This is a genomic window from Mycobacterium sp. Panama NTM2 (assembly GCF_054355555.1).
Genome location: NZ_CM135953.1, coordinates 3,124,903 through 3,150,999, shown reverse-complemented (window position 1 = coordinate 3,150,999; position 26,097 = coordinate 3,124,903). Strand labels below are relative to the sequence as shown.

The window sequence follows — 26,097 nt, the reverse complement described above, 5'->3', positions numbered from 1 at the left end:
CGCGCGCCCCGGACGTTGACCGGGCATGGCGATGAGGCTCTTCGCGCTCTACGTGGTGGTCGAGATGGCCGTACTGGTCGCGCTGACCGCGACGATCGGTTTCGGCGCGACCTTGCTGGCGGTCGCGGGCACGTTCCTGCTCGGCCTCGCGCTGGCCGGGTCCCAGCTGCGCCGCCACCTGCGCCGTCTGCAATCCGGGCTCACCGCGGACAATGCCGCCGGGGTGGTCACCGACAGCGCTCTGATGGCGCTCGGTACGGTGCTCGTCGTGATTCCCGGGCTGGCCAGTTCCGTCGTCGGCGCACTTCTGTTGCTTCCCCCCACCCGCGCAGTCGCGCGTCCCGTCGTCACCGCGATGGCCGCCCGGCGGGCGCCGCTGATCGTCGGCGCGGGCACGGCCTCGGGGTTCGGCGCACGGCGGTTCGCGCACCCACCGTCTCGAGGCGACTACATCGACGGCGAGGTCATCGATGTCGTCGACGCTCCCGCCGCCACCCCCGAACCCCAGGCCGAACCGCGTCGTCTGCCGGAGTGAACGCCACCCGTCTCCTGCTGGGTGGGCGCATCCACAGCCCTGCCATGCCCGACGCGACCGCCATGGCGGTCCGAAACGGGGTGATCGCCTGGCTGGGCAGTGACGCCGTCGGCCGGGCGCAGTTCCCGGACGCGGAGATCGTCGACCTCGCCGGCGGGTTCGTCGCACCGGCCTTCGTCGACAGCCATGTTCACGTCACGGCCACCGGCCTGAGTCTGACCGGCCTCGACCTGCGGGCGGCGACCTCGCTTCACCACTGCATGGACCTGGTCGCCGCGCATGCCCGCGCGCATCCCGACGGGGTGCTGTGGGCGCACGGATGGGACGAATCGGGCTGGCCGGAACAGGCCCCTCCGACCGTCGAGGACGTCGACGCCGCCGTGGGACCGGGCCGGATGGCCTATCTGGCCCGGGTGGACGTGCATTCCGCGGTCGCCTCGACGGCGCTGCAGGACGCTGCGGGCGTGTCGGGCCGTGGGCCGTTGACGGCCGACGATCACCACCGGGTGCGCCGCGTCGCCCGCGACCACCTGACCGCCGCGCAGCGCCGCGACGCCCGCCGGGCCGCCCTCGACCTCGCGGCGTCGCGTGGCGTCGTCGCCGTCCACGAATGTGCCGGGCCCGAGATCGGCGGTCTCGAGGATTGGCGGGAACTGCGCGCGGTGGAGCACGTCGTGGACGTCGTCGGCTACTGGGGTGAGGCGGTCGGCTCGGCCGACGCAGCCCGCGCACTGATCGCCGAGACGGGCGCGCAGGGACTGGCCGGTGACCTGTTCGTCGACGGGGCCCTCGGCTCGCGCACGGCGTGGCTGCACGAGCCGTACGCCGACGCGGCGCCAGGGTGCGCGACGCCGCACGGCTCCGCCTATCTCAGCGGTGACGCGATCGTCGCGCACCTGATGGCCTGCACCGAGGCAGGCATCACCGCCGGCTTTCACGTCATCGGCGATGCCGCGGTCACCGCGGTCGTCGACGCGCTGGGTTTCGTTGTCGACGAGCTCGGCAGCGTGGCCGTCGCCCGTTGCGGGCACCGCCTCGAACACCTCGAGATGGTCACCGAGGAGCAGGCCGCCCTGCTCGGCCGCTGGGGTGTGATCGCGAGCATGCAGCCTGTGTTCGACGCGCTGTGGGGCGGTCCGCGCGGCATGTATGCCCAGCGTGTCGGACCGACGCGCGCGTCGGGGATGAACAATTTCGCGCTGTTAGCATCCCAAGGCGTGCCCCTTGCCTTCGGTTCCGATGCCCCGGTGACCGACATGGATCCGTGGTCTGCGGTGCGCGCGGCGACCTCGCATCGCAGCGCAGGCAGCGCCGTGTCGGCCCGCGCCGCTTTCGCGGCCGCCACCCGGGGAGCCTGGCGCGCCGGCGGTGTCCGCGACGGTGTGACGGGCACGCTCGTGCCGGGTGCGCCCGCCTCCTACGCGGTGTGGGACGCCGACGAGTTCGACGTCAGCGCCCCCGCCGATGCGGTGCAGCGCTGGTCGACCGACCCTCGCTCTCGAGTCCCGGTGCTGCCCCGTCTGGACGGTGATGCCCCGCGGTGCCGGCAGACGGTGCATCGAGGCGCGATCCTCCATGGCTGAGGCCACCGAACGCGAACCCGAAGCCGAACCCGTCACCGCCCAGCCCCTGTCGCGACGACAGCGGATCGGTCGGGCCGTGGTGGACCGGCTGCCGCAGTTGACGGCCGCCCTACTGGGTGGGCTGATGCTGTGCCTGAGTTTCCCGCCGTTCGGCTGGTGGTTCGCCGCCATCGCCTCCTTCGCCGCGCTGGGCTGGGTGCTGACCACGCGGTCGACGACGATCAAGGGCGGATTCGGTTACGGGCTGCTGTTCGGGCTCGCGTTCTACATCCCTCTGCTGCCCTGGATCAGTGGACTCGTGGGCCCGGTGCCGTGGCTCGCGCTCAGTGCCGTCGAGGCGCTGTTCCCGGCGCTGTTCGGGCTCGTCGCGGTCCTCGTTCGCAGGGTGCCCGGCTGGCCGCTGTGGTTCGCCGGCCTGTGGTCGGCGCAGGAGTGGCTGAAATCGACGGTGCCGTTCGGCGGATTCCCGTGGGGTGTCGTCGGCTACTCGCAAACCCAGAGTCCGGCGTTGCCGCTGGCCTACTTCGGCGGGGCCCCGCTGGTCTCTTTCGGTGTCGTGCTGGTCGGCTTCGGTGTCGCGGCGATGACGATCGAGGTGATCAGGTGGTGGCGCAGCGATCGCGCCGCACGCGCCGCGGCACCGCCGGCCGTGGTGTTGCCGGGACTGTGCGTGGCCATCGTGCTGCTGACCGCCGCGCTGGCCTGGCCGCATGTGCGCAAGTCCGGTGCCGGCGTCGGCGACGAACCGCCGGTCACCGTCGCCGTCGTGCAGGGCAACGTGCCGCGGCTGGGGCTGGAGTTCAACGCCCAGCGGCGTGCGGTGCTCGACAACCACGTCAAGGAGACGCTGCGCCTCGCCGACGACGTGCGGGCGGGCCGGGCACCGCAGCCGATGGTGGTGGTCTGGCCGGAGAACTCCTCGGACATCGATCCTTTGGCCAACGCCGACGCCGCCAAGGAGATCTCCGCGGCCGCTGCAGCGATTCGGGCGCCGATCCTCGTGGGCGGCGTGCTCGCCGCTCCCGGCTACCGCCGTGACAACCCGGTGTCGACGAACTCGGTGATCGTCTGGGACCCCGACACCGGGCCCGCCGACCGCCACGACAAGCAGATCATCCAGCCGTTCGGCGAGTATCTGCCGTGGCGCGGCTTCTTCAGCAAGCTCTCGTCGTATGCCGACCGGGCCGGCTACTTCGTGCCCGGCCACGGTGACGGCGTGGTGCGGGCCGCGGGCATCCCCGTCGGTGTCACCACGTGCTGGGAAGTGATCTTCGACCGCGCCGCCCGCGAAGCCGTCCGCAGTGGCGCCCAGCTGCTCGCCGTCCCCAGCAACAACGCGACCTTCGACGAGGCTATGAGCGAACAGCAACTCGCGTTCGCCCGGTTGCGAGCGGTCGAGCACGATCGCTACGTCGTCGTCTCCGGGACCGTCGGGATCAGCGCGGTGATCTCCCCGGCAGGTCGCGAGCTGGCGCGTACGCAGTTCTTCGAGCCTGCCTACCTGGATCAACAGATCCGGCTGCGGACGTCGCTGACCCCGGCGACCCGGTTCGGTCCCTACGTCGAGGCGGTGCTGGTGGCCATCGGCGGTGCGGGGATCGTGGCGGCCATGCTGCACAATGGATTCTTCGTGCCAGCAAGATTGAGGCGTCGGCGGTCGACGTCCGAGAACGGCAAAGGAGCCACATGAGCGTCCCCGGCAGCCCCGGTGGCCAGGAAGTCGGCCCGGAAGCCGCGGCGAAGCCCAGCGCACGCACCCTCGTGATCATCCCGACCTACAACGAGCGCGACAACCTGCTCAAGATCATCGGCCGGGTGACCGAGGCTGCGCCGCAGGTGCACGTGTTGGTCGTCGACGACGGTAGCCCCGACGGCACCGGCGCGCTGGCCGACGAACTCGCGCTGTCCGATCCCGACCGCGTCCACGTCATGCACCGCACCTCCAAAGACGGTCTCGGCGCGGCGTACCTCGCCGGTTTCGCGTGGGGGCTGAGCAGGCAGTACACCGTGCTGGTGGAGATGGACGCCGACGGCAGCCATGCCCCCGAGCAGCTGTACCGGCTGCTCGACGCCGTCGATCGCGGCGCGGATCTTGCGATCGGCTCGCGCTACGTCGACGGTGGGGAGGTGCGGAACTGGCCGCGCCGCCGGATGGTTCTGTCCAAGACGGCCAACGGATATTCGCGCATCCTGCTGGGGGTGGACATCCACGACATCACCGCGGGCTACCGCGCGTACCGACGTGAGGTGCTCGAGAAGATCGACCTGGCTGCCGTCGATTCGAAGGGCTACGGGTTCCAGGTAGACCTGACCTGGCGTTCGATCAACGCCGGGTTCACAGTCGTCGAAGTGCCGATCACGTTCACCGAACGCGAGCACGGGGTCTCGAAGATGGACGGCTCGACAATCCGCGAAGCCATCCTCAAAGTCGCACAGTGGGGCATCCGGGCCCGGTTGGACCGGGCCCGGGGCACCGCCCGCTGATCAGCCCCTGCGGCGGGTCTTGATGATGTCGAGGCGCTCCTTGAGCAGTTCCTCGAGCTCTTCGACCGAGCGGCGCTCCAGCAGCATGTCCCAGTGGGTGCGGGGCGGCTTGACCTTCTTGGGCTCGGGCACATCACCTTCGATGAGCGTGCCCTCCATGCCGTTGCGGCACAGCCAGGTACCGGGGATCTCGGCATCGTCGGCGAACGGAACGTCGAATTCCTCGCCGTTGTCGGTGCGGTAGCGGGCGACCTGACGCGGCGCCAGGTCGTGATTGCGGTCAGTCTCGTAGCTCACAGCTCCGAGGCGGCTGCCCCTCAAGACGCGATCAGCCATCGTCAACTCCTCTTCAGCGCATGTGGTCCGGGGTATTCAACGCAGATCTGATCAACGGAGTTCCCGACTCGGCCCTCGATGATACCGGGATCCGAGTATTCCTCGGTTTAGAGTCGGCGCGTGACCGCCTCCCCGGACCGGCTGGCTCCTCCTCGCAGATCCCGTACACGTCCTCAGATGTGTCGGTGGTGTGGCCGCGAAGTGGCCGACGCGGGGCTGGGGAGACGGCGCCAGTACTGCAGGCAGTCCTGCCGGCAGCGGGCCTATGAACAGCGTGCCCTGGTCAAGGGGTCCGCGGTGGCCGAAGACGCGGTCGTGCTGAGCGCCGAGGAGGCGTCGGTGCTGTCCGACAGGGTGTATCAGGTGCGCTGCGCCGCCGAGGACATGGCGACCGCCCTCGAGGAGGGCGCCGAGCCGAGTGAACTGCGCGAGTTGTGTGACGCGGTGATGCGGGCCGCGCGCGCGGCCGACGGGTGGCGCTGAGCTGCGCCCGACACTTCGATGGACGAATGGTTCGAGCGCAGCCCGTTCGTCGGGTTCGTCCCGTGGATCATCTACTGGGTGGTGGCCGACGGCCCGAGCACGTGGCTGTTCGGCGCCGTCTGCGCGGTGCTCGCCACTCTGATCCTCGGCGTGTCGGCCGGCGTCGCCGGGGTGCGGATGCTCGACATCGTCACCGTCGTGTTCTTTGCCGGCGTGACCGTGGTCGGCCTGGTCGTCGGTGCCCAGGATCGCGACTGGATGGACACCTACGCCACCACCCTGTCCAGCGGAGTGCTCGCGGTGATGTCGCTGGGCTCCCTGGCGTTCGAACCCTTCACCGCCCAGTACGCGCCGGCGTCGGCGCTCCGGCAGGACTGGGAGCAGATGGCGTTCCGCCGCACCAATCAGGTCCTGACCCTGATGTGGGCGCTGGTGTTCGCGTTGATCGCAGTGCTGGGCTACCTCGCCGCCACCGCGCCGGCGACTGTGCATCTCACCAAGGCGGTCATTCCGGTGGTGGTGATCGTCGGGGCCGTCGGCATGACCCAGGCGTACCCCGGCAGGGTTCGCGAGAAGGCGCGGCAGCAGCACCTGTGAGTGGTCAGCAGCGGTACGCGGCCCCGACGCCCGGTGGTGGCGCCACGGGCTGCAGGCAGCCGAACGGCACCACACCGTCCGCGCTGATCCGCACGGCGGACCGGTGCGCATAGTTCACGCAGAACAGGCCTGCGTCGGCGCTACGGCAGCGCGTATCGCCGATGCTCAGCGCGCGACCGGTCGGCAGTTCCGCCCCTGATCCGGCGATGAACGGCCCCGGATCACCGCGCAGCGCGCCGACGCGCAGGTCAGCACCCGGGAACACCACCCAGCCCGCCTTCCACATCCCCTCGGCGTCCGCGGGAGGCGGCGGTGGGGCGGTCAGGTCCAGCAGACACGTCAAGCCGTCCGCGGTGGTCATGCACTGGGTGTTGCCCGACGGTGCCCCCGACGGAGCGGTGAAGGCGATGTCGTCGCCCAGGCGGGTGGTGACACCGTCGCGGAACGCGACATGGAAGGTGGCGGCGTCCGCCGCAGCGGCCTCTTCGACGAACGCGATCACCTGGTCGATCGTGGCGCTCTGGCTCGGCGCAGCCGCGGCCTGGGTGGTCGACGGCGCGGCGGCGGTGCTGGTCGTGGCCGTGGGCCGGGGCGGTTCGGGTGCTGCCGACTCCGGCCGGCCGCCGGTCGACGATGCGCAGCCGGCCACCAGGGTCGCCACCGCGAGCAGGCCGGCCATGCGCATGACGCCAGGCTAGCCGTCCGACACGACACGGTCGGCGCGGCGTGCCGGGCGCATGTTCGCTACCGTCGGGAAGATGCACGAGCACACCGTGCGGGTCAGAACCGCATCCGGCGTCGTCGAAGGGTTCACCCGCGACGGCGTTCACCGCTGGCGGTCGATCCCCTACGCCAAGCCGCCCGTGGGCCCGCTGCGGTTCCGCGCACCCGTTGCGGTTCAGCCGTGGTCCGGCGTGCGGCACTGTCACGGGTTCGGCGCCTGCGCACCGCAGCAGCGCATGTACACCCTGCTGCGGCCGGGCAAGTACCAGCCGATGAGCGAGGACTGCCTGACGCTCAACGTGGTGGCGCCGGCCGAGCCGCACACCGGACCCCAGAGCGGGACACTGCCGGTGATGGTGTTCATCCACGGTGGCGGCTACCTGCTCGGCAGCTCGGCGACGCCCATCTACGACGGTGCCGCGCTGGCGCGGCGCGGATGCGTCTATGTGTCGGTGAACTACCGCCTCGGGGCGCTGGGCTGTCTGGAGTTGTCGTCGCTGTCGACCCCCGAGCACCCGATCGACGACAACCTCTTCCTGCGGGATCTGGTGATGGCGTTGCGCTGGGTCCGCGACAACGTCGCCGCGTTCGGTGGCGACCCGGACAACGTGACGATCTTCGGGGAGAGCGCAGGCGCCCACGCGGTCGCGACGCTGCTGGCCACCCCGGACGCTGCGGGCTTGTTCGCCCGTGCGATCGCGCAGAGTCCCAGCAGCGGCATGACCCGCGGCGCCGATATCGCCGAGCAGTACGCAGAGCGGTTCGCGCGCTCCCTCGGGGCAACGGGGTCCGACGCCGCCGAGGTGCTGATACGCACCCGGCCGGCGGATCTGGTGACGGCGTTGGAGCAACTCATCGTCGAGGGGCAGCGTGAGATGTTGGGCGCCTTCGCGATCGGACCCACCTACGGTACCGAGTACCTGCCGACCAACCCCGCCGACGCGATGGCCGACGGTAGCGCGCACCGCGTCCCGCTGATCGTGGGGACGAACGCCGACGAAGGCCGGCTGTTCACCCGCTTCCTCAAACTGTTGCCGACCACCGAGCCGGCCATCGAACGCCTGCTCTCTCAGGCGGAACCCGGTGTGCGCGAACGCATTCTGGCTGCCTACCCCGAGTACCCGAAGCCGGCGGCCTGTGTTCGGCTCGGCGGCGATTTCATCTTCGCCTCCGCGATGTGGCAGATCGCCGAAGCGCACAGCCGACACGCCCCGACGTATGTGTACCGATACGACTACGCGACGCGGGCGCTGCATCTGACGGGGCTGGGCGCCACGCACGCGATGGAGTTGCTCGCGGTGTTCGACGTCTACCGGTCCCGATACGGCAAGCTGCTGGCGGCCGGACTCGATTCGCGCGCTGCCGGCAAAGTGAGCGACGACATCCAGAGGCGTTGGCTGACCTTCGCGGTCGACGGAATGCCCGGCGAGGACTGGCCGCAGTACGACCACGACGAACGGGCGGTGATGGTGCTCGACAGGCGCCGCCGGGTCGAGCACGATCCGCACGCGGAACGGCGTGAGGTGTGGAAGACGTTCGAGTTCGCGTAATCGCGTGCTCGCCGCTGCGGTGTGTGGTTGCGTTAACGGGTGTCTGATGCGCCGCCCCCATCCACTGCCCATCCGCTCGATCCACTCGACGAGGCCGAGTTCCGCGCGGTCGCCACGGTGCTGCGACGCGACCGCGATGTCCGGACGACGCCCGCGGGTGAGCCGGGGGAGCGCAGGGGCTGGCGGTTCGCCTCGATCGAGCTGATCGAGCCGTCGAAGGCCGAGCTCGCCGACTTCGACGCGGGCGGAACGCGACCCACGCGGCGCGCGTCGGTGGTGTGCTTCGACCGCAGCACGAACGCCACCTACAAGAGCGTGGTCTCGCTGACCGACGATCGCGTGGAGTCCTTCGAACACGTCCCCGGCGTTCAGGCCAACTTCACCGTGGACGAATTCACCGAGTGCGACCGACTTCTGCGCAGCCATCCCGATGTCATCGCCGCGCTGCGCGGTCGTGGAATCACCGACATCGACCTCGTGTTTTTCGACACCTGGACCTACGGTGAGGCAGTCGCGCCGCCCGAGTTCCGCGACCGGCGCATCGGCTGGTCGGACAGCTGGGTCAAGGGCGCACCGGGTGCCAACCCGTATGCGCGGATGCTCAGTGGTCTGCACTGCGTGATCGACCTCAATGCAATGGAGCTGTTGCGCGTCGAAGACGTGGGACCGTTCTCACCGGCCGGCGGCGCGACACCACCGGAGGTCATGGGGGAGTACGTGCCCCGTCACATCCCCGACGGCGTGCTGGGTCGCAGCCGCAGGGAACAGCTCAAGCCGTTGCACATCACCCAGCCCGAAGGACCGTCGTTCTCGATCGACGGCAACCTGGTGACGTGGCAGAACTGGTCGCTGCGAGTGGGTTTCAACCACCGCGAGGGCATGACGCTGCACACCGTCCGGTACCGCGATGGCGACCGCGACCGGTCGATCGCTCACCGGATGTCGTTCGCGGAGATGGTGGTGCCCTACCGCGACCCGTCACCGGACCACTACCGGCGCACCGCTTTCGACATCGGGGAGTGGGGCCTCGGCTTCATGACGACGTCTCTGGAGCTCGGCTGCGACTGTCTGGGGGAGATCCGCTATCTCGATGCCGTGCTGCACGACAGTGCCGGCGAGCCGTATCGGATCACCAACGCGATCTGCCTACACGAAGAGGACAACGCCGTGCTGTGGAAGCACGTGGACCACGACATCGGTGCCGAGGTGCGCCGCATGCGCCGACTCACGCTGTCGTTCCACGTCACCGTCGCCAACTACGAGTACCTCGTGTACTGGCGCCTCTACCAGGACGGCAGCATCGAGTGCGAAGTCCGCGCGACCGGCATCATGGTGACCACGCCCCTGCCCCCGGGCGCCCCCAGTCCGAACGGCACGATCGTCGACGAACGCACCTATGCGCCGTTCCATCAACATTTTCTGGTGGCGCGTCTCGACATGGACGTCGACGGCACGGACAACACGGTCGTCATGAGTGAGTCCGCCGCCGAGCCGATCGGCCCGGACAATCCGTACGGCTTGTCTCTGGTGACGCGCAACGTGCCACTGCGCACGGAGGCCGAGGCCCGCCAGGATGTCGATTTCGCCACGCAGCGCGCCTGGAAAGTGGTCAACCCCAACGTGGTCACCGGTATCGGCGCCCACCCCGCCTACAAGCTGGTCCCCACCGGCGCCATTCCACCGATGTTCGATCCCGCCTCGCCGGTGCTGCAGCGCGCCGGGGTCATCGCCCACACCCTGTGGGTCACCCCGAATCGACCCGATGAGCGTTGGCCTGCAGGCGAATTCGTGAACCAGTCGGTCCGCGACACCGGGTTGACGCACTGGACCGCGGCCGATCGACCCATCGAGAACACCGATGTGGTGCTCTGGTACGTGTTCGGCATCCACCACATCACCCGGCCCGAGGACTGGCCGGTGATGCCGGCCGACATCGTGTCGTTCTGGCTCAAACCCTTCGGCTTCTTCGACCGCAATCCCGCACTCGACGTCGTCGACACCCCGCCGCAGGCGTGTCACACCTCGAGCACCAGCGCGCACCACTGAGCCTCGTGGTCGCCAAATCCGCCGCTTTGTTCGTGCTCGCGGCGGTTCTCGAGATCGGCGGAGCCTGGCTGGTGTGGCAGGGAGTGCGTGAGCATCGCGGCTGGGCGTGGATGGGGGCCGGCGTGATCGCGCTGGGCGCATACGGATTCGTCGCCGCGTTCCAGCCCGACGCACACTTCGGCCGGGTGCTCGCCGCCTACGGCGGCGTGTTCATCGCCGGCTCGCTGCTGTGGGGGATGGCGATGGACGGTTTTCGGCCGGATCGATGGGATGTGTGCGGCGCGCTGGTGGCCCTGCTGGGCGTCGCGCTCATCATGTACGGCCCGCGCTGAGCGGTCACCCGAGATGGGCGCTGTCGTCGTCGAGGTCGTCGCGGCTCAGTCCCATCGGCGTCCCGGCCGGGACGTCGCCGGCCGCGATCACGGCGCGCGTGATCGGTGTGAGGGCACCGAACAACGCCTCGACCTCGTCGTCGTCGAGGACGTCGAGGGCGGCCAGCGCGAGCGCGTCGGTCCGGTCCTCGATGTGCTGCTTGAGCGCGCGGCCCTGGTCGGTGATGGCACCGTCGGCGTCGAGCACTCCGCGCCGGCGCAACGCGTCGCGGTGCGCGGCCCACTGCGCGTCGTCGTAGTCGCGGCTGCGTTTGATCATCTCCTCGGGCACCCGGCCGGCGGCAGCGTGCAGCACATTGCACTCGCGGCCGGACAGTCCCTCGGCGGTGAGCACGGCGACGTGGCCGTCGCCACGGTGTTCGCGGAGCAGGGTGGCCGCGTGCCAGAGCCGGGCCACCGGTTCGTCCGGCCAGGCCACCGCTCGGTTGGCGGCGTAGAGCACCCGACCCTCGATCTGACCGCCGGCCGCTGCGCGGGCGGCCAGGTCGGCCGCGGAGCGCGCCTGGATCTCGGTGACACCGCACCGGCGCAGCGCAGCCACCGCCCCCCTCTCGCGGGCCCGCAGGGCCTCGGCAGGGGGTGCCATGTCCCACGCGGCGGGCAGGGTCTTGGCGACCCTGTCCGCGGCGAAGTTGTAGAACGCCGCGGTGACGACCTCGGCCGGCACGATGCCCAGCGGCGCGGACCGGGCGGCGAAGTAGCCCATCCAGAACCCGCGATAGCCGAGATCGTCGAGGGCTGCCCGGGCCTCGGGCGCGAAGTAGGTGACGGCATGTACCGGTTCGATCCGGTCGAAGAAGCGGCGGGCCAGCGTGGTCGGGCGGCCAGAGCGGTTGTCCACCCTCGCAGTCAATCACCCCGCGGTGGCCGGTCTGCTAACGTCCCCACCACCGTGGGTCGAGGGTGACGGGCAAGCAGATGGCCAAGCTGATCAGGGGGTTCGCCGGGCTGGCTGTCGGCTGTGGCGCCCTTCTGGCGTGCAGTTCCCCGGTGAGCTCTGACGCGATCCCTGCCGTGGCGCCCGAGGATCTGCAGTCCGACATCGCAGACCGGCTCGCGAAGGCGGGGGAGACACCGGAATCTGTCATCTGCAAAGACCCGCTGGTCGGGGAAGTCGGGCAGTCCGCCCGGTGTGACGTCGTACTGAGCCCGACGAACAGCTTCGAGCCGATCGTGACCGTCACCGACATCGACGGTGCCTCGATCCTCTACGAGATGATCCCTGCACTGTCGCGACCCCAACTCGAACGCGCCGTGGCGCGGCTGGTGTCGAGCCCGACGGATGCGGTCGCGTGCCTGTCGGGGCTGCCCGGCCGCACGGGGGCATCGGCGCAGTGCGACGTGTCCGTCGGTGGTCCGCCGGTGCGCCGCACGGCGACGGTCACCGGCGTCACCGGGTTGACGATGACGTTCGACCTGGTTCCGCTGCTGACCAAGGCCGAGCTCGAGACCTCCTTGCTCGACGAGCTCACCGGCCGGGTGAATCGGCGGCCGGACTCCGCGGTCTGCGGTGGCAACCTGGAGGGCCGGGTGGGCAATTCCGTCGACTGCACGGTGGTCTCCGGCACGGAGCGCGCCGAGCTGACGGTGACAGTGACCGCCGTCGACGGCACCCGGATCGACTACACCTACGCGCCGCGGCGCTGACGTCAGTCGTCGGCGGCGACCGCGGAGGCCGCCTCGTCGATGATCGCCCGCATCGCGTTCTCGGCGGCGTCGGAGTCGCGCAGGCGGACCGCACGGGCCACCTCGTCGTGCAACGCGATGGCCGCCGGGTTGGGCGTCGCGGGCATCATGCCGTGATGGGTGCGCCCGGCGAGCACCTCGGCGACGACGTCGTAGAGGGCGCGGAACATCTCGTTACCGCTGGCCTCCAGCAGGGTTCGATGAAAGACCTTGTCGGCCAACAGGTATGACTCGAGATCACCGGAGCGTCCGTGTACGACCATGTCGGAGACCGCGGCGGCCATGATGCGGCACTGGTGCGGATCGGCGCGCTGCGCGGCCAGCGCGGCGGCTGCCGGTTCGAAGCCGCGCCGCAGTTCGGACAGCGAGGTGAGCTGCCTCGCGCGATCGTCGGAGTCGAGGCGCCACCGGATCAGTCGGGGATCGAAGACGTTCCAGGTCGCGGCCGGTTGGATCGTGATGCCCACGCGGCGCCGTGAGGCGACCATGCCCATGGACTCGAGAACGCGGATGGCCTCGCGGGCGACGCTGCGTGACACCCGGTACCGCACGCACACGCCGTCGAGGGTCAACACGTCGCCCGGAGCATGTGTGCCGGCCACGATCGCCGTGCCCAAGGCGCTCAGCACGCTGCCGTGCAGGGCTGCGGACGGCGTCTCGGTCACGCAATCATCCTGTCATACGCTGGGCTGATGTCGATTAAGCAGATGCAAATCCGTGATTGTCTTGCAATCGTATGCCTATTGAGGCATTGTGTGTGACGGCAGGCACAGCAGGGTAGGAGGATCAGGTGGCGTCACCCGTCGTGGTCATGGGCGTATCGGGCTCGGGGAAATCGACTGTCGGTGCCGCTCTGGCACAACGGTTGCGGGTGCCGTTCGCCGACGCAGACGACTTCCATCCCGCCGAGAACATCGCGAAGATGACCGCGGGTCATCCCCTCGACGACGATGACCGGCATCCCTGGCTCGAAGCCATTGGCGTCTGGCTGGCGCAGCGCTGCGAGACCGGTGGCGTGATGAGTTGCTCGGCGCTCAAGCGCAGCTACCGCGATCAACTGCGCACCCATTGCCCCGATGTGCAGTTCCTCCATCTCAGCGGTACCCCGGACGTCATCGCCCGCAGGCAGGCGAGCCGGCCGGGCCACTTCATGCCGGCCTCACTTCTGGCCTCGCAGTTCGCGACGCTCGAGCCGCTGGACGCCGACGAGCCGGGCACCACCATCGACGTCGATCAGAGCATCGACGCGATCATCGACACCTACTGCACCACAACATCTTCGGCGATCGAACAGGAGAAGTGATGGACTCGTCAATGCTCACCGTCCTCGCGGCGGACACAGAGCTACCCGAACCGGTGGCATCGGGCTGGCAACTGGTGCTGGCCGCGCTGGCCGGTATCGCGCTGATCGTCGTGCTGATCACCGTGGCGAAGCTGCACCCGTTCCTCGCGCTGATCTTCGGCGCGCTGACGGTCGGCATCGTGGCGGGGGAGAACGTCGGCGACGTGCTCGACTCCTTCTCCGACGGCTTCGGCAGCACCGCCGCAGGCGTCGGCATCCTGATCGCCCTGGGCGCGATGTTCGCCAAACTGCTGGCCGATTCCGGGGGCGCCGACGAGATCGTGGACACGATCGTGGGGCGGTCCTCGCCCCGGGCGCTACCATGGGCGATGGCACTGGTGGGTGCGATCATCGGGCTCCCGATGTTCTTCGAGATCGGCCTGGTGCTGTTGATGCCTGTCATCTACCTCGTCGCCAAGCGTTCAGGGCAGTCCCTGATCACCATCGGAATCCCCGCTCTGGCAGGTCTTTCGGCGATGCACGGGCTCGTGCCCCCGCACCCCGGCCCGCTCACGGCGATCGATCTGCTCGGCGCCGATCTGGGTGTCACGCTGGCTCTCGGCGTCGCCGTCGCGATCCCCACCGTCATCGTCGCGGGTCCCCTGTTCGGCAAGCTGGCCGGACGCTGGGTCGTCATCGACATCCCCGACCGGTTCGACAGCGACACCGGCGCGCGGCGGCGCGACAGTGCAGTTTCCGACGCCGATTCCGGCGGCGCGCTACCCACCTCGGGGGGCAGTTCGCTGGCCACCCAGACCGTCGACCAGCGGTCCCGGCCGCGGTTCGGGATCACGCTGTTCAGCGTGCTGCTTCCGGTGGCGCTGATGATGGGTAAGTCGCTGGCCGACATCTTCATCGACGACGACGCGAACCTGATCCGCCAGACGTTCGACATCCTGGGTCGTCCGCTCGTGGCCCTGTTGATCGCCGTCATCGTCGGCATCTTCACGCTGGGTCGGGGAGCAGGGATGACGCGCGATCAGATCGTCACGTGTGTCGAGTCCTCGTTGCCGCCGGTCGCCGGGATCATCCTGATCGTCGCCGCCGGCGGCGGCTTCAAGCAGGTGCTCGTCGACAGCGGCATCGGCACTCTGCTCGCCGACTGGGCGCGCGGCGCCAACATGTCGGTCATCCTGCTGGCCTGGGTGATCGCCGTGCTGATCCGGTTGGCCACCGGTTCTGCGACCGTTGCCACCATCACGGCGTCGTCGCTGATGCTCGGCCTGGTGGATGGCCTGAGCACCGGCGAGGTGTCGCTGGTGGTGCTCGCCGTGGGTGCCGGGTCGCTGTTCTTCTCCCATGTCAACGACGCCGGCTTCTGGCTCATCAAGGAGTTCTTCGGGATGAGCGTCGGGCAGACCATCAAGAGCTGGTCGGTGATGGAGACGGTGCTGTCGGTGACGGGCCTCATCCTGGTACTGCTGCTGGGGGTCGTCATCTGATCCCCGGCGGGGGCCTCAGGCCTTCTGCACCTGGGTCCCGCCGGCGAGCTCGTCGTGCTTGCCCTGCTTGGTGGGGCTGCCGTTGATCGTCACCGCGATGACGACGATCGCCACCACCCCGAGTAGGCCGCCGATGAACGGGATGATCGGGAGCAGCGTCCACGAGTTACGGATCGCCGACTGCGTAGCGGTCGGTTTGGGCGCCCCGCCGGGGCCGCGCACGCTGAGCCCGAGCAACTTCTTGCCCGGGGTCCAGCCCTGGGTCACCTCGAACGCCACGTAGTAGATGAAGCTCATCGCGCCGGTGAAGAGCCCGGTGATCCAGATGTTCGACGACGCGCCGATCGCGAAAACGATGATGCTGCCCACGATGCCGACGATCAGGCCGTCGATCAATCGGGCCGCGAAGCGCATTCCGAGGCCACCGGGCTGGCCGCCGCCGCCGGGCGGCGGATAGGACCCCGGGTAGCCGTACTGGCCGGATCGCGGGGGATAGTCGCTGGTCATCGGAGGAGCTCCTTCTCACGGCGGCTGGCTGCGAGCCCACCGTACCCAGCAGTCAGCCCCCGCGAAAGGGCTTCGCGGGGGCTGGCGCTCGGATGTGGGGTCAGCGCAGCTGCTTGCGGCGCTTCTTGACTTCGGAGCTTGCGGTGTCGGCCAGTTCTGCGGCCCGCCCACGCGCGATGTCCGCGGAGCGCTGGGCCCGTTCGCGAGCGGCGTCCGCGAGATCCGGCGCGCGGTCACGGGCGGCGTCGGCGATCTCTTCACCGCGTTGCCGGGCCAGCACCGCCCACTCACCACCGCGTTCGCGCGCGACGTCGGCCAGCTCGCCGCCACGTTCGCGAGCCACCTCGGCGAGCTCACCGCCGCGCTCCCGCGCGACCTCCGCCAGCTCTCCGCCGCGTTCCCGGGCGATGTGCGCGAGTTCGCGCCCGCGCTCCGCGCCCACATGCAGACCGTGTCCCACCTTGTCGGCGAACTCGCTGTCGGCCAGCGAGCCGCCCGCGGCCGCGCCGACCGGGAGTGCCGCGGTGACGGCCTCGGCGGCCTTGCGTGCCGCGCGACGGCCGCGCCAGCCCAGCGACGGCTTCCCCTCGGTGTCGACCGCGGCGATGATGAGGCCGCCGATGAGGCTGATGTCGGTCACGAACGCGCGCCGCTCGTCGGCCTTGCGCGCAGGATCGGTCTGGTTCCAGAAATTGTGCCCGCTCAGGGATCCCGGCACGACGGTCAGCGCCAGTGCTGCCGACGCGAACCGCGGAAGCTTGCCGGTCGCCAGCAGCAGGCCGCCGCCGATCTGGACGGCCGCGTTGATCCGGGCCACCGTCTCGGCGTCCGACGGCAGATTGGTGCTGACCGGATCGGGCAGCTTGCTGAGCCCGTCAAGCGTGTTCTGGGTGGACTGGGCTGCGGGTTTCGGGCTCCGCAGGGCCTCGATCCCGCGAGAGATGAACACGGCGGACAGCATGGGGCGCGCGACGCGACGGATCAACATGGGGGACATGTTCCCACGCGGTTCGGCGACCAAACCCGACCGGGCGTCCCGTCGGGGTAGCTTCGCAGGCGTGCCACTCGTCGCGGGAATCGACTCCTCCACCCAGTCGTGCAAAGTACTGATCTGTGATGCCGAGACCGGCCAGACCGTGCGGTCGGCGGCCAGTCCCCACCCGGGCGGCACCGAGGTGGCGCCGGCGTACTGGTGGCAAGCGCTGCAGGCGAGCATCGACGAGCTGGGCGGTATCGACGACGTCGCTGCGGTCTCGGTGGGCGCGCAGCAGCACGGCATGGTGTGCCTCGACGACACCGGCGACGTGGTCCGGGACGCGTTGCTGTGGAACGACACCCGCTCGGCCGGCGCGGCGGCCGACCTGGTCGACGAACTCGGTGGTCCCGACGAGTGGGCGAGCCGCACAGGTGTCGTGCCGGTCGCGGCCATCACCGCCACCAAGTTGCGGTGGCTGGCCGACCACGAACCGGCGCACGCCGACGCCACCGCTGCGGTCTGCCTGCCCCATGACTGGTTGACCTGGCGGCTGTCCGGTTCCTCGGACATCGGCGAGCTGACCACGGATCGCAGCGACGCCAGCGGCACCGGATACTTCTCGGCGGCCACGGATTCCTACGACGCCGAGTTGCTCGAGTTGGCGCTGCGGGGGCGTCATCCCGCCCTGCCGACCGTCGTCGCCCCCGCCGGCTCGGCGTTGCAGACCGCCCACGGCGCGCTGCTGGGTGCCGGAGCGGGCGACAACGCCGCGGCGGCGCTCGGCCTTGGTGCCGGACCGGGCGACTGTGTGGTGTCTCTGGGTACCTCCGGCGTGGTCAGCGCGGTCGGTGCGACGGCGCCCCATGACCCTGAGGGCATCGTCGCGGGATTCGCCGATGCAACAGGTCGGCAACTGCCCCTCGTCTGCACGCTGAACGGAGCGCCCGTGCTCGCCGCGGTGGCTCGCATGCTCGGTGTCGACTTCGACGAGTTCGACCGGCTCGCGCTCAGCGCCGCGGTCGGCGCCGAGGGCTTGACGCTGGTGCCGTACCTGGACGGGGAGCGCTCACCCAACCTGCCCGACGCCGCGGGCGCGTTGCACGGAATCACCACGCGAAACTTCACCGCCGCCAACATCGCCCGCGCCTCTGTCGAGGGTCTGCTGGCCTCCATGGCGTACTGCATCGACAAGATCCGGGCACACGGCGTCGCGGTCGACCGCATCATCTTGATCGGTGGCGGAGCCCGCTCCGCGGCGGTCAGGCAGGTGGCGCCGGCGGTTCTCGGGGCGCCCGTCCATGTCCCGGCGCCTGCCGAGTACGTCGCGATCGGCGCCGCGCGGCAGGCGGCCTGGTCGCTCGCGGGCGGAGAGAATCCGCCGCAGTGGTCCCTGGCGGACACCACCGTGCACGAGGCGGATCCCACGCCGGAGGTGCTTGATCGCTATAGAACGGCCGAGCGGCTGACATTGCGCTGACGCTCAGGTGGGCCGCGCGGCCTCCGGGCGCGGCCACATCGGTCGCGGCAGCGCCGCACCCGGTGGCGGTCGCACCGCGTCCAGCACCGCCCGCAGCGGCGGCCAGTCGGCGCGGCCGACCCGGGTGACGGCGTAGGCGGTGAGCACCACGTCGGGATCGGTCAGGGGCAGCACGGTGACTCCCGCGGCGGTGGGCCGCTCGATCGGCAACAGTCCCACCCCGTAGCCGGCGGTGATGAGTTCCTCGACGAGGTCGAGGCTGTCGATCTGGTGGGCGATGCGCGGGGTGAAGCCGGACAGAGACGCCAGCGTGCGCACCGCATCCTCGTCGGCGGTGTTGCGGGAGTTGACGATCCACGCGTGGTCGGCGTAGTCGCGCAGCGCGGGCATGCTGCGGGCGGTGGCGGTCGGCGCCCCGAGGCCCCACCGGATGGACCAGAGCGGCACCGCTTCCAGCAGCGCTCCCGGGGAAGCCGGGGCCAGGTTGTAGTCATAGGTCAGTGCCAGATCCAGATCGTCGGCGGTCAACAGCCGAAACGCTTCCACGGGCTCGTACTCGCTGATGATGAAGTCCACCTGCGGCATGCGCTCGCGCAAGTGCGCGGCGATCGGGAGCAGCGAGACCCGGATGCCGGTGGCGAACCCGCCGACGCGGACGGTGCCGGCCGGATCGGCATCGGCGTCGAGGTCCAGGAGTGCCCGGTCCACCGCGGCGAGGATGGTCACCGCATGATCGGCCAGTCGGCGGCCCGCCGGGGTCAGACGCACCCGTCGGCCCTGCGGCTCGATCAGCTGCGCCCCCGTTTCCCGGCTGAGCGCGGCGATCTGCGCAGACACCGTCGACGTGGTGAGGTGGTACTCGTCTGCCACGGCCCGCATCGAACCGAGGCGCGACAGCGCGAGCAGAAGCTGCAGTCGGCGGAAGTCCACGCCGGTGATTGTCCTCTCCCACGTAGGGTTGGCTCGTGGACACGCTGCTCGGCATCGACATGGGAACCGGAAGCACCAAGGGAGTTCTCGTCGACAGCTCGGGCACCGTGCTCGCCACCGAGACCATCAGCCACGGCATGGATCTTCCGCGGCCGGGGTGGGCCGAAGTCGACGCCGAGAAGGTGTGGTGGCACGAGGTGTGCGCCATCAGCACCGCGCTGATGACCCGCCAACCCGCGGGCGCGACGCTGGCCGGTGTGTGCGTCAGCGGGGTCGGACCGTGCCTGGTCCTCTGCGATGCCGATCTGCGCCCGCTGCGACCGGCCATCCTGTACGGCATCGACACCCGCGCGCACGCCGAAATCAACTCTCTCACAGCGGAATTAGGTGAGGCGAAGATCCTCGAACGGGCCGGGACGCTGCTGTCCAGTCAAGCCGTCGGCCCCAAGATCGAATGGGTGCGCCACCACGAACCGCGCGTGTTCGACGCCGCGGCCGGCTGGTACGGCTCCAACTCCTACATCGCAGCGAAGCTCACCGGGGAGTACGTGATGGACCACCACACCGCGAGCCAGTGCGACCCGCTCTACGCCACCCGGGATTTCGACTGGAACCGGGAATGGGCCGAGCGCATCTGCGGACCGCTCCCGCTGCCGTCGCTGGTGTGGCCGAGCGACGTTGTCGGACAGGTGAGCGCCGCGGCCGCCCGCGAGACCGGTCTGCCGGTGGGGGTTCCCGTCGCCGCGGGCACCGTCGACGCGTACTCGGAGGCCTTCTCGGTCGGGGTGCGCCGCCCCGGCGATCAGATGCTGATGTACGGGTCGACGATGTTCCTCGTCCAGGTCATCGACGAGTATCACAGCGATCCCGCGCTTTGGACCACCGCGGGCGTCGACCCGCGCACGCTGGCACTCGCGGCAGGCACCTCGACTGCGGGCACGCTGATCAACTGGCTGCAATCGGTCACGGGCAAGCCATCTTTCGAGCAACTGACGGCCGAGGCGATGGCCGTACCCGCGGGCAGTGAAGGCCTGTTGATGCTGCCGTACCTGGCCGGAGAGCGCACTCCGGTGTTCGATCCGAACGCCCGTGGCGTGCTCGCCGGACTCACTCTGCGCCACGGGCGCGGACACATGTTCCGGGCGGCCTACGAGGGCATCGCGTTCGGCATCCGGCAGATACTCGACCGGTTCGACGACGCACACGAGGCCAGCCGCACCGTAGCGGTGGGGGGCGGGCTGAAGAGCCCGGTGTGGGCGCAGGCGATCAGCGATGTCACCGGCCGCTCGCAGCTGGTACCCGAGCAGGCCATCGGAGCCAGCTACGGCGACGCACTGCTGGCCGGCATCGGCGTGGGGCTCGTTCCCCCCGACACCGACTGGGCCACCATCGAGCGCGAGATCACGCCCGATCCGCGCAACCAGGCCCGCTACGAGGAGCTCTTCGCCACCTGGGCGCAGCTGTATCCCGCCACGCGGCAGCAGGTGCACCGGCTCGCCGCAGACGCCGACGCCGGCTGAGCCGCGTCAGCCCATCGTGTAGCCACCGTCGACGGGGAGGTCGACGCCGTTGATCATGCTGGCGGCGTCCGAGCACAGCCACACCACCGCGTCGGATACCTCGTGTGGAACAGCGAAGCGGCCCAACGGGATTCGAGCGATCATCGGCGCGGCCTTGGCTTCCTCACCCCATACCCGCTGACCCATCTCGGTCAGTACCACCGTGGGGCAGACGGAGTTCGCGCGGATGCCGTGCGGTCCGAGTTCGCGGGCGAGCACCTTGGTCGCCATCACCAGACCGGCCTTGGAGGCGCAGTAGGCGTAGTGCTCCGGCAGTGGGGCCAGCGCTGCCGCGGAGGCGACGGTGACGATGGCTCCTCCGGTGCCCTGGTCGACCATCAGCGCCCCGATCCGGGCGGCCAGCAGCGCCGGAGCGCGCAGGTTCACCGCCATCGTCGCGTCGAAGTTCTCGGCGGTGGTGGCGACGACCGATTCGGGCAGCGAGATGCCGGCGTTGTTGACCAGGATGTCGAGACCGCCGAAAGCCTCGGATGCCCTCGCGCTCAACGCCGTCGGGCCGTCCGGGGCGGCGAGGTCGGCGACCACCGCCTGTACCTCGACGCCGTACTCATCACCGAGCGAGCGCCGGGCCTGGGCGAGTTCGGTCTCGTCGCGCCCGCTGAGCACCAGGTGGGCGCCGGCAGCGGCGAACGCACGGGCGATGTCGGCGCCGATGCCCTTGGTGGCGCCGGTGATAAGCGCGCGTTTGCCGTGCAGCCGCATCACCCCGGCGTATCTCTGCTCAGCGGTGCTCGTCACGAAACCTCCTGTGCTACGTCTCCATCGGCGGGGTCATCGGTGGCCTCGAGCAGCGCCTCGGCGGTCCCGGGATCGGTGACCAAGCGGTTGAAGTAGCCACCGCGGGCGCCGGCGGTGATGGAGTCGACCTTGTCCTTGCCGATCGCCACCGCAATGGTGACCGGGATGTGGCGAAGTGTCTCCAATTCCAGCGCGATGAGCCGTTCCGCACCGTCGAAGTCGACGGGTGCGCCGTTGCGGTCGTAGAACCGCGAGCAGACGTCGCCGACGGCGGCGCGCAGCGACGACGAGCCGGTGGGCACGAACTGGGGGATGTCGGAGCGGGTCAGCGGCGGGGCGCCGACACCCATCAGTGCGCACCGGGCGTGCGGCCACTGGTGCACCACGCGTTGGATGCTCGGATCCTCGAGCAGGGAGTCGTAGAGCGCGGGCCCGGGAAGTGCGGGTGCGAACAGGTAATTGGCGCGCCCGCCGACGCGGTTGGCGACCAGCCGGGTGATCTCGTTGGTCTGGTACCACTCGTACGGTTGGTCGTTGCCGCCGACCGTGGGCGTCACCACCACGCCGGGCAGCGAGGTGAGCTCGTGCTGGGCCAACTCGTAGACCGTGCGGCCGGACGACACCAACAGCACGTCGCCCGGCAGCAAACCCGCTTCGGAAAGCGCCCGAGCCGTCGCCGGCGCGAGCTCCCGGCCCATGATGTCGACCACGCTGCGGCCCGGACCGGGCGCGGGCAGGGGCGGGGACAGGTAGACGCTGTTCAGATTCAGCGCACGGGCCACCCGATCGGCGAGCTCGGTGGGCGGGGCGTCGGCTGGTGCCACCACCTCGATACGGACGATGCCCTGGCGTTTCGCCTCGGCGAGAAGCCTGCTCACGGTCGCTCGGCTGGTACCCAGCTTCTCGGCGATCTCCGCCTGCGTGGCCTCGTCCTCGTAGTAGAGCCGCGCCGCGGTGTAGAGCAGCGTGGCCGGGAAATGGCTGCTCTCGGCCTCGGGCGCGCCACCATCCGACTTCGCCGACGCGGTGGCGGGCGCGGACGGCCTGGGCATGGGCAAAGTATGACACCGAACGCCTGCTCTGGAAAGAAGTTCACTGAACAGATGTTCTGGACAGATGTGCACGCCTTCGCTACTGTGACTCCGAACACAGAGGGAGGAACCTGCGTTGTCAGCTCAAACGGTGTCCGATCACAAGATCCCCGAAAAGATGCAGGCGGTGGTCTGCCACGGGCCCAACGACTATCGGTTGGAGGAGGTGGCGGTTCCCCGGCGCGGTCCCGGTGAAGCGCTCGTCAAAGTCGAAGCGGTCGGAATCTGCGCCAGCGATCTGAAGTGCTACCACGGCGCGGCAAAGTTCTGGGGCGACGAGAACCGGCCCGCCTGGGCCGAGACCATGGTGATCCCCGGTCACGAATTCGTCGGCCGCGTGGTCGATCTCGACGACGAAGCCGCGTCCCGGTGGGGGATCGCCGTGGGCGACCGGGTCGTCTCCGAGCAGATCGTGCCCTGCTGGGAGTGCCGGTTCTGCAAGCGCGGCCAGTACCACATGTGCCAGCCCCACGATCTGTACGGCTTCAAGCGGCGCACCCCGGGCGCAATGGCCAGCTACATGGTCTACCCGGCAGAAGCGCTGGTGCACAAAGTGTCTGACGACGTCGCACCGCACCACGCCGCCTTCGCCGAACCGCTGTCGTGCTCCCTGCACGCGGTCGAGCGCGCACAGATCCTGTTCGAAGACGTCGTGGTCGTCGCCGGGTGCGGCCCCATCGGGTTGGGCATGGTCGCCGGCGCCCGCGCGAAGAACCCCATGCACGTCATCGCCCTCGACATGGCGCCCGAGAAGCTCGAGCTGGCCAAACTCTGCGGCGCCGACATCACGATCAACATCGCCGAGCAGGACGCCGTGGCGATCGTCAAGGAGCTGACCGACGGTTACGGCGCCGACGTGTACCTGGAGGGCACCGGGCATCCCTCGGCAGTCCCGCAGGGGCTCAACCTGTTACGCAAGCTCGGCCGCTACGTCGAATACGGCGTCTTCGGCAGTGACGTGACCGTCGACTGGAGCATCATCAGCGACGACAAGGAACTCGACGTCCTCGGCGCCCATCTGGGCCCGTACTGCTGGCCCGCGGCGATCAGGATGATCGAATCCGGCACCCTGCCCATGGATCAGATCTGCACCCATCAGCTCCCGCTGACCGAGTTCCAGAAGGGCCTCGAGCTCGTGGCCAGCGGCAAGGAATCGGTCAAGGTCTCCCTGATCCCCGCCTGAGACAAGGACCATTGATGAGCGTGTTCTCGAATTCTCCCATGGGCCAGCAGTTCTCGCGACGGAAGATGCTCGCGGCGCTCGGTGTGGCCGGTGCCGCCGCCGCCAGTGTGCCGGTGCTGAGTTCGTGCGGTGTCGGCGGCAAGGCGAGCCTGCCCAACGGCGCGAGCGCGGTGACCGGTGGCTTCGACTGGCGCAAGGCAGCCGGGTCGACCATCAACATCCTGCAGACCCCACACCCGTACCAGCTGTCCTACCAACCTCTGCTCAAAGAGTTCACCGAGTTGACCGGCATCAATGTCAACGTCGACCTGGTGCCCGAGGCGGACTACTTCACCAAGTTGAACACCGAACTGGCCGGCGGCTCCGGCAAGCACGACGCGTTCATGCTCGGTGCGTACTTCATCTGGCAGTACGGTCCACCGGGATGGATCGAGGATCTCAACCCGTGGCTGACCAACAGTGCGGCCACCAACGCCGAGTACGACTTCGAGGACATCTTCGAGGGGCTGCGCACCTCGACGCGCTGGGACTTCGAGTTGGGCCAGCCGTTGGGGACGGGCGGGCAGTGGGCCATCCCGTGGGGATTCGAGAACAACGTCGTCGCCTACAACAAGCGGGTGTTCGACGAGAAGGGCATCACGCGGCTACCCGACAACCTGGATGACTTCATCCAGCTGGCCGTCGACCTGACCGACCGTTCGCAGAACCGGTACGGCATCTCCACGCGAGGCTCCAAGTCCTGGGCGACCATCCACCCCGGCTTCATGACGCAGTACACCCGCGAAGGTGCTGTCGACTACACCTGGAACGGCTCGGAGCTCATCGCCGAGATGGACAGCGACAAGGCGATCGACTTCACCAAGAAGTGGATTCAGATGCAGCACGAGGCGGGGCCGACGTCATGGACCACCTACGACTATCCCAACGCCACCGGCGATCTCGGGGACGGGAAAGCCATGATGGTCTACGACGCCGACAGTGCCACGTACCCGAAGAACAAGCCGGGAGCGAGCAAAGAGGCCGGCAACATCGCATGGTATGCCGGACCGGCGGGCCCGGACGGCAACTACAAGACCAACCTGTGGACGTGGAGCTGGGCGATGAGCGCCAACTCGCGCAACAAGCTCCCGGCGTGGTTGTTTATCCAGTGGGCCCCTGGCAAGGAGTCGATGAACAAGGCCGTCGAGGGTGGCACCTACGCCGATCCGGTGCGAAAGTCGGTGTTCGACACCACCTTCAAGCGGGTCGCGGCGGATCAGTTCGGCTATCTCGAGGCGTTCGAGACGGTGATCGGCCAGTCCAAGATCCAGTTCACCCCGCAGAAAAAGTTCTTCGACACCACGCAGAACTGGGCGGTGGCGCTGCAGGACATCTATGGCGGTGAGGACGCCGCGTCCCGGTTGCGCAGCCTCGCCAAGACCAACACGTCCAAGGTCAACCTCTAGGAGCTCTGGCATCGATGACGACTCAGACATCCACGGCGCCTGCGGCGTCGCCGCGCCCTGACTCGGCCGGCGACGGGCGGTCGCTGCCCGAGGTGCCGACATGGCGGCGCAAGCTGCGACCCTATCTCCTGTCGATCCCCGCCCTGGTGATCGTCATCGGCATCCTCTACCCGTTCTTCGTCGGCGCGTACTACGCGTTCCTGAACTACGCTGCGGTGAACCCGAATCCGCACTTCGTGTGGTTCGACAACTTCGCCTCGGTGCTCGGTGACCGGGTGTTCTGGCAGAGCGTCAAGGTCACCGCGATCTTCGCGATCGCCGCCACGGCGGTCGAGACGGTGCTCGGGGTGGGGCTGGCGCTGCTGCTCAACAGGTCCAGCATCATCGGCAAGATCTTCGAGAAGGTGCTGATCCTGCCGCTGATGATCGCGCCGGTGATCGCCGGCGTCATCTGGAAGCTGATGTTCAACCCGCAGTTCGGCATCCTCAATCACGTTCTCGGCCTCGGTAACACGTTCGACTGGCTGTCGGCGAGCAATGCACTGTTCTCGGTGATCCTGGTCGACGTGTGGATCTTCACCCCGTTCGTGGCGATCCTCGTGCTCGCCGGTATCCGCTCGCTGCCGAAGGAGCCGTTCGAGGCCTCCGACGTCGACGGTGCGAGCTGGTTCTACATGTTCCGCAAGCTGATGCTGCCGATGCTGTGGCCCTACATCCTGGTCGCGGTGATCTTCCGGTTCATGGACAACCTCAAGGTCTTCGACCACATCTTCGTGCTGACCGCGGGCGGCCCCGGCGTCGCCACCCGCACGTTGCAGATCGGCGCCTTCGAGGACTCGATCATCAACCTGGACTACTCCCGCGGCAGCACCTACATGCTGCTGCTGTGGATCATCGTGTTCATCACCGCGCGCTACCTGGTGAGCGTGCTCGGAAAGGCGCAGCGCCGCGCTGCCGGAGCGGAGTCGTAA

At 69.1% G+C, this 26,097-nt stretch carries 26 protein-coding genes; 17 read left to right on the top strand and 9 right to left on the bottom strand.

Features of this window, described 5'->3' with window-relative positions; genetic code table 11:
• Positions 1 to 25 precede the first annotated feature (25 nt).
• The 4 genes from ACXYX3_RS14845 to ACXYX3_RS14830 are packed head-to-tail and all read left to right on the top strand — an operon-like array spanning position 26 to position 4,602.
• Entirely contained in the window at positions 26 to 535 is a 510-nt protein-coding gene (locus tag ACXYX3_RS14845) for an FxsA family protein (protein WP_458608048.1), read from the top strand.
• 44 nt (positions 536 to 579) lie between these two features.
• Positions 580 to 2,118 carry an amidohydrolase gene (locus ACXYX3_RS14840; protein ID WP_458612097.1) on the top strand — a complete coding sequence of 513 codons (1,539 nt, stop codon included), beginning with the start codon at positions 580 to 582 and terminating at the stop codon, positions 2,116 to 2,118.
• On the top strand, positions 2,111 to 3,808 hold the full coding sequence (gene lnt, locus ACXYX3_RS14835; protein ID WP_458608047.1) for an apolipoprotein N-acyltransferase: 1,698 nt from the start codon (positions 2,111 to 2,113) through the stop codon (positions 3,806 to 3,808). Before ACXYX3_RS14840 ends, lnt begins: the two co-directional genes overlap by 8 nt.
• Entirely contained in the window at positions 3,805 to 4,602 is a 798-nt protein-coding gene (locus ACXYX3_RS14830) for a polyprenol monophosphomannose synthase (protein WP_458608046.1), read from the top strand. The genes lnt and ACXYX3_RS14830 overlap by 4 nt, the downstream gene beginning before the upstream one ends.
• Here the strand turns inward: ACXYX3_RS14830 and rbpA are convergent, their stop codons facing one another.
• Positions 4,603 to 4,938, bottom strand: coding sequence for an RNA polymerase-binding protein RbpA (gene rbpA, locus ACXYX3_RS14825; protein ID WP_046365694.1), 336 nt, complete (start codon positions 4,936 to 4,938; stop codon positions 4,603 to 4,605).
• A gap of 177 nt (positions 4,939 to 5,115) precedes the next feature.
• Here rbpA and ACXYX3_RS14820 point away from each other — a divergent pair, with 177 nt between their 5' ends.
• Both ACXYX3_RS14820 and ACXYX3_RS14815 read left to right on the top strand, forming a co-directional pair.
• The gene (locus ACXYX3_RS14820; protein WP_458612096.1) at positions 5,116 to 5,421 is read left to right on the top strand and encodes a hypothetical protein; all 306 of its coding nucleotides are present in this window, start codon (positions 5,116 to 5,118) and stop codon (positions 5,419 to 5,421) included.
• A gap of 18 nt (positions 5,422 to 5,439) precedes the next feature.
• Positions 5,440 to 6,018 carry a hypothetical protein gene (locus ACXYX3_RS14815; RefSeq protein ID WP_458608045.1) on the top strand — a complete coding sequence of 193 codons (579 nt, stop codon included), beginning with the start codon at positions 5,440 to 5,442 and terminating at the stop codon, positions 6,016 to 6,018.
• Positions 6,019 to 6,022: 4 nt separating this feature from the next.
• Here ACXYX3_RS14815 and ACXYX3_RS14810 read toward each other — a convergent pair whose 3' ends face one another.
• Positions 6,023 to 6,703, bottom strand: a complete 681-nt coding sequence (locus ACXYX3_RS14810) for a hypothetical protein (protein ID WP_458608044.1) — start codon at positions 6,701 to 6,703, stop codon at positions 6,023 to 6,025.
• Between the two features lie 73 nt (positions 6,704 to 6,776).
• Between ACXYX3_RS14810 and ACXYX3_RS14805 the strand changes: the two genes are divergently transcribed.
• The 3 genes from ACXYX3_RS14805 to ACXYX3_RS14795 are packed head-to-tail and all read left to right on the top strand — an operon-like array spanning position 6,777 to position 10,669.
• Positions 6,777 to 8,291, top strand: a complete 1,515-nt coding sequence (locus tag ACXYX3_RS14805; RefSeq protein WP_458608043.1) for a carboxylesterase/lipase family protein — start codon at positions 6,777 to 6,779, stop codon at positions 8,289 to 8,291.
• A 39-nt stretch (positions 8,292 to 8,330) separates the two neighbouring features.
• Positions 8,331 to 10,337, top strand: coding sequence for a primary-amine oxidase (locus tag ACXYX3_RS14800; RefSeq protein ID WP_458608042.1), 2,007 nt, complete (start codon positions 8,331 to 8,333; stop codon positions 10,335 to 10,337).
• A 5-nt stretch (positions 10,338 to 10,342) separates the two neighbouring features.
• Positions 10,343 to 10,669, top strand: a complete 327-nt coding sequence (locus ACXYX3_RS14795) for a YnfA family protein (protein WP_458608041.1) — start codon at positions 10,343 to 10,345, stop codon at positions 10,667 to 10,669.
• A gap of 4 nt (positions 10,670 to 10,673) precedes the next feature.
• On the opposite strand, the gene ACXYX3_RS14790 is transcribed toward ACXYX3_RS14795, so the two are convergent.
• A complete protein-coding gene (locus ACXYX3_RS14790; protein ID WP_458608040.1) occupies positions 10,674 to 11,570 on the bottom strand; it encodes an SCO6745 family protein in 897 nt (298 codons plus the stop codon).
• A 62-nt stretch (positions 11,571 to 11,632) separates the two neighbouring features.
• Here ACXYX3_RS14790 and ACXYX3_RS14785 point away from each other — a divergent pair, with 62 nt between their 5' ends.
• Positions 11,633 to 12,376 carry a DUF4333 domain-containing protein gene (locus ACXYX3_RS14785; protein WP_458608039.1) on the top strand — a complete coding sequence of 248 codons (744 nt, stop codon included), beginning with the start codon at positions 11,633 to 11,635 and terminating at the stop codon, positions 12,374 to 12,376.
• Positions 12,377 to 12,378: 2 nt separating this feature from the next.
• On the opposite strand, the gene ACXYX3_RS14780 is transcribed toward ACXYX3_RS14785, so the two are convergent.
• The gene (locus ACXYX3_RS14780) at positions 12,379 to 13,080 is read right to left on the bottom strand and encodes a FadR/GntR family transcriptional regulator (protein ID WP_241206138.1); all 702 of its coding nucleotides are present in this window, start codon (positions 13,078 to 13,080) and stop codon (positions 12,379 to 12,381) included.
• 125 nt (positions 13,081 to 13,205) lie between these two features.
• Between ACXYX3_RS14780 and ACXYX3_RS14775 the strand changes: the two genes are divergently transcribed.
• Complete coding sequence (locus tag ACXYX3_RS14775) at positions 13,206 to 13,718, top strand: gluconokinase (RefSeq protein ID WP_458608038.1); 513 nt, start codon at positions 13,206 to 13,208, stop codon at positions 13,716 to 13,718.
• Positions 13,718 to 15,199 (top strand): GntP family permease, encoded by a 1,482-nt coding sequence (locus tag ACXYX3_RS14770; protein ID WP_458608037.1) that lies wholly within the window; start codon positions 13,718 to 13,720, stop codon positions 15,197 to 15,199. Before ACXYX3_RS14775 ends, ACXYX3_RS14770 begins: the two co-directional genes overlap by 1 nt.
• A gap of 15 nt (positions 15,200 to 15,214) precedes the next feature.
• Here the strand turns inward: ACXYX3_RS14770 and ACXYX3_RS14765 are convergent, their stop codons facing one another.
• The gene (locus ACXYX3_RS14765) at positions 15,215 to 15,706 is read right to left on the bottom strand and encodes an RDD family protein (RefSeq protein ID WP_458608036.1); all 492 of its coding nucleotides are present in this window, start codon (positions 15,704 to 15,706) and stop codon (positions 15,215 to 15,217) included.
• A 100-nt stretch (positions 15,707 to 15,806) separates the two neighbouring features.
• The gene (locus ACXYX3_RS14760; RefSeq protein WP_241206142.1) at positions 15,807 to 16,694 is read right to left on the bottom strand and encodes a DoxX family protein; all 888 of its coding nucleotides are present in this window, start codon (positions 16,692 to 16,694) and stop codon (positions 15,807 to 15,809) included.
• Positions 16,695 to 16,764: 70 nt separating this feature from the next.
• On the opposite strand from ACXYX3_RS14760, the gene xylB reads away from it, so the two are divergent.
• Positions 16,765 to 18,159 (top strand): xylulokinase, encoded by a 1,395-nt coding sequence (gene xylB, locus ACXYX3_RS14755; RefSeq protein ID WP_458608035.1) that lies wholly within the window; start codon positions 16,765 to 16,767, stop codon positions 18,157 to 18,159.
• A gap of 3 nt (positions 18,160 to 18,162) precedes the next feature.
• On the opposite strand, the gene ACXYX3_RS14750 is transcribed toward xylB, so the two are convergent.
• On the bottom strand, positions 18,163 to 19,089 hold the full coding sequence (locus tag ACXYX3_RS14750; protein ID WP_458608034.1) for a LysR family transcriptional regulator: 927 nt from the start codon (positions 19,087 to 19,089) through the stop codon (positions 18,163 to 18,165).
• A 35-nt stretch (positions 19,090 to 19,124) separates the two neighbouring features.
• On the opposite strand from ACXYX3_RS14750, the gene ACXYX3_RS14745 reads away from it, so the two are divergent.
• Complete coding sequence (locus tag ACXYX3_RS14745) at positions 19,125 to 20,609, top strand: FGGY-family carbohydrate kinase (protein ID WP_458608033.1); 1,485 nt, start codon at positions 19,125 to 19,127, stop codon at positions 20,607 to 20,609.
• 6 nt (positions 20,610 to 20,615) lie between these two features.
• Here the strand turns inward: ACXYX3_RS14745 and ACXYX3_RS14740 are convergent, their stop codons facing one another.
• Both ACXYX3_RS14740 and ACXYX3_RS14735 read right to left on the bottom strand, forming a co-directional pair.
• On the bottom strand, positions 20,616 to 21,371 hold the full coding sequence (locus ACXYX3_RS14740; RefSeq protein ID WP_255730663.1) for an SDR family NAD(P)-dependent oxidoreductase: 756 nt from the start codon (positions 21,369 to 21,371) through the stop codon (positions 20,616 to 20,618).
• Positions 21,372 to 21,403: 32 nt separating this feature from the next.
• On the bottom strand, positions 21,404 to 22,459 hold the full coding sequence (locus ACXYX3_RS14735; RefSeq protein ID WP_458608032.1) for a sugar-binding transcriptional regulator: 1,056 nt from the start codon (positions 22,457 to 22,459) through the stop codon (positions 21,404 to 21,406).
• A gap of 157 nt (positions 22,460 to 22,616) precedes the next feature.
• On the opposite strand from ACXYX3_RS14735, the gene eltD reads away from it, so the two are divergent.
• From eltD to ACXYX3_RS14720, 3 genes are all read left to right on the top strand, one after another.
• Entirely contained in the window at positions 22,617 to 23,681 is a 1,065-nt protein-coding gene (gene eltD / locus ACXYX3_RS14730; protein WP_458612095.1) for an erythritol/L-threitol dehyrogenase, read from the top strand.
• A 65-nt stretch (positions 23,682 to 23,746) separates the two neighbouring features.
• Positions 23,747 to 25,126, top strand: coding sequence for an extracellular solute-binding protein (locus tag ACXYX3_RS14725; protein WP_458612094.1), 1,380 nt, complete (start codon positions 23,747 to 23,749; stop codon positions 25,124 to 25,126).
• A gap of 14 nt (positions 25,127 to 25,140) precedes the next feature.
• Positions 25,141 to 26,097 carry a carbohydrate ABC transporter permease gene (locus ACXYX3_RS14720; protein ID WP_241206149.1) on the top strand — a complete coding sequence of 319 codons (957 nt, stop codon included), beginning with the start codon at positions 25,141 to 25,143 and terminating at the stop codon, positions 26,095 to 26,097.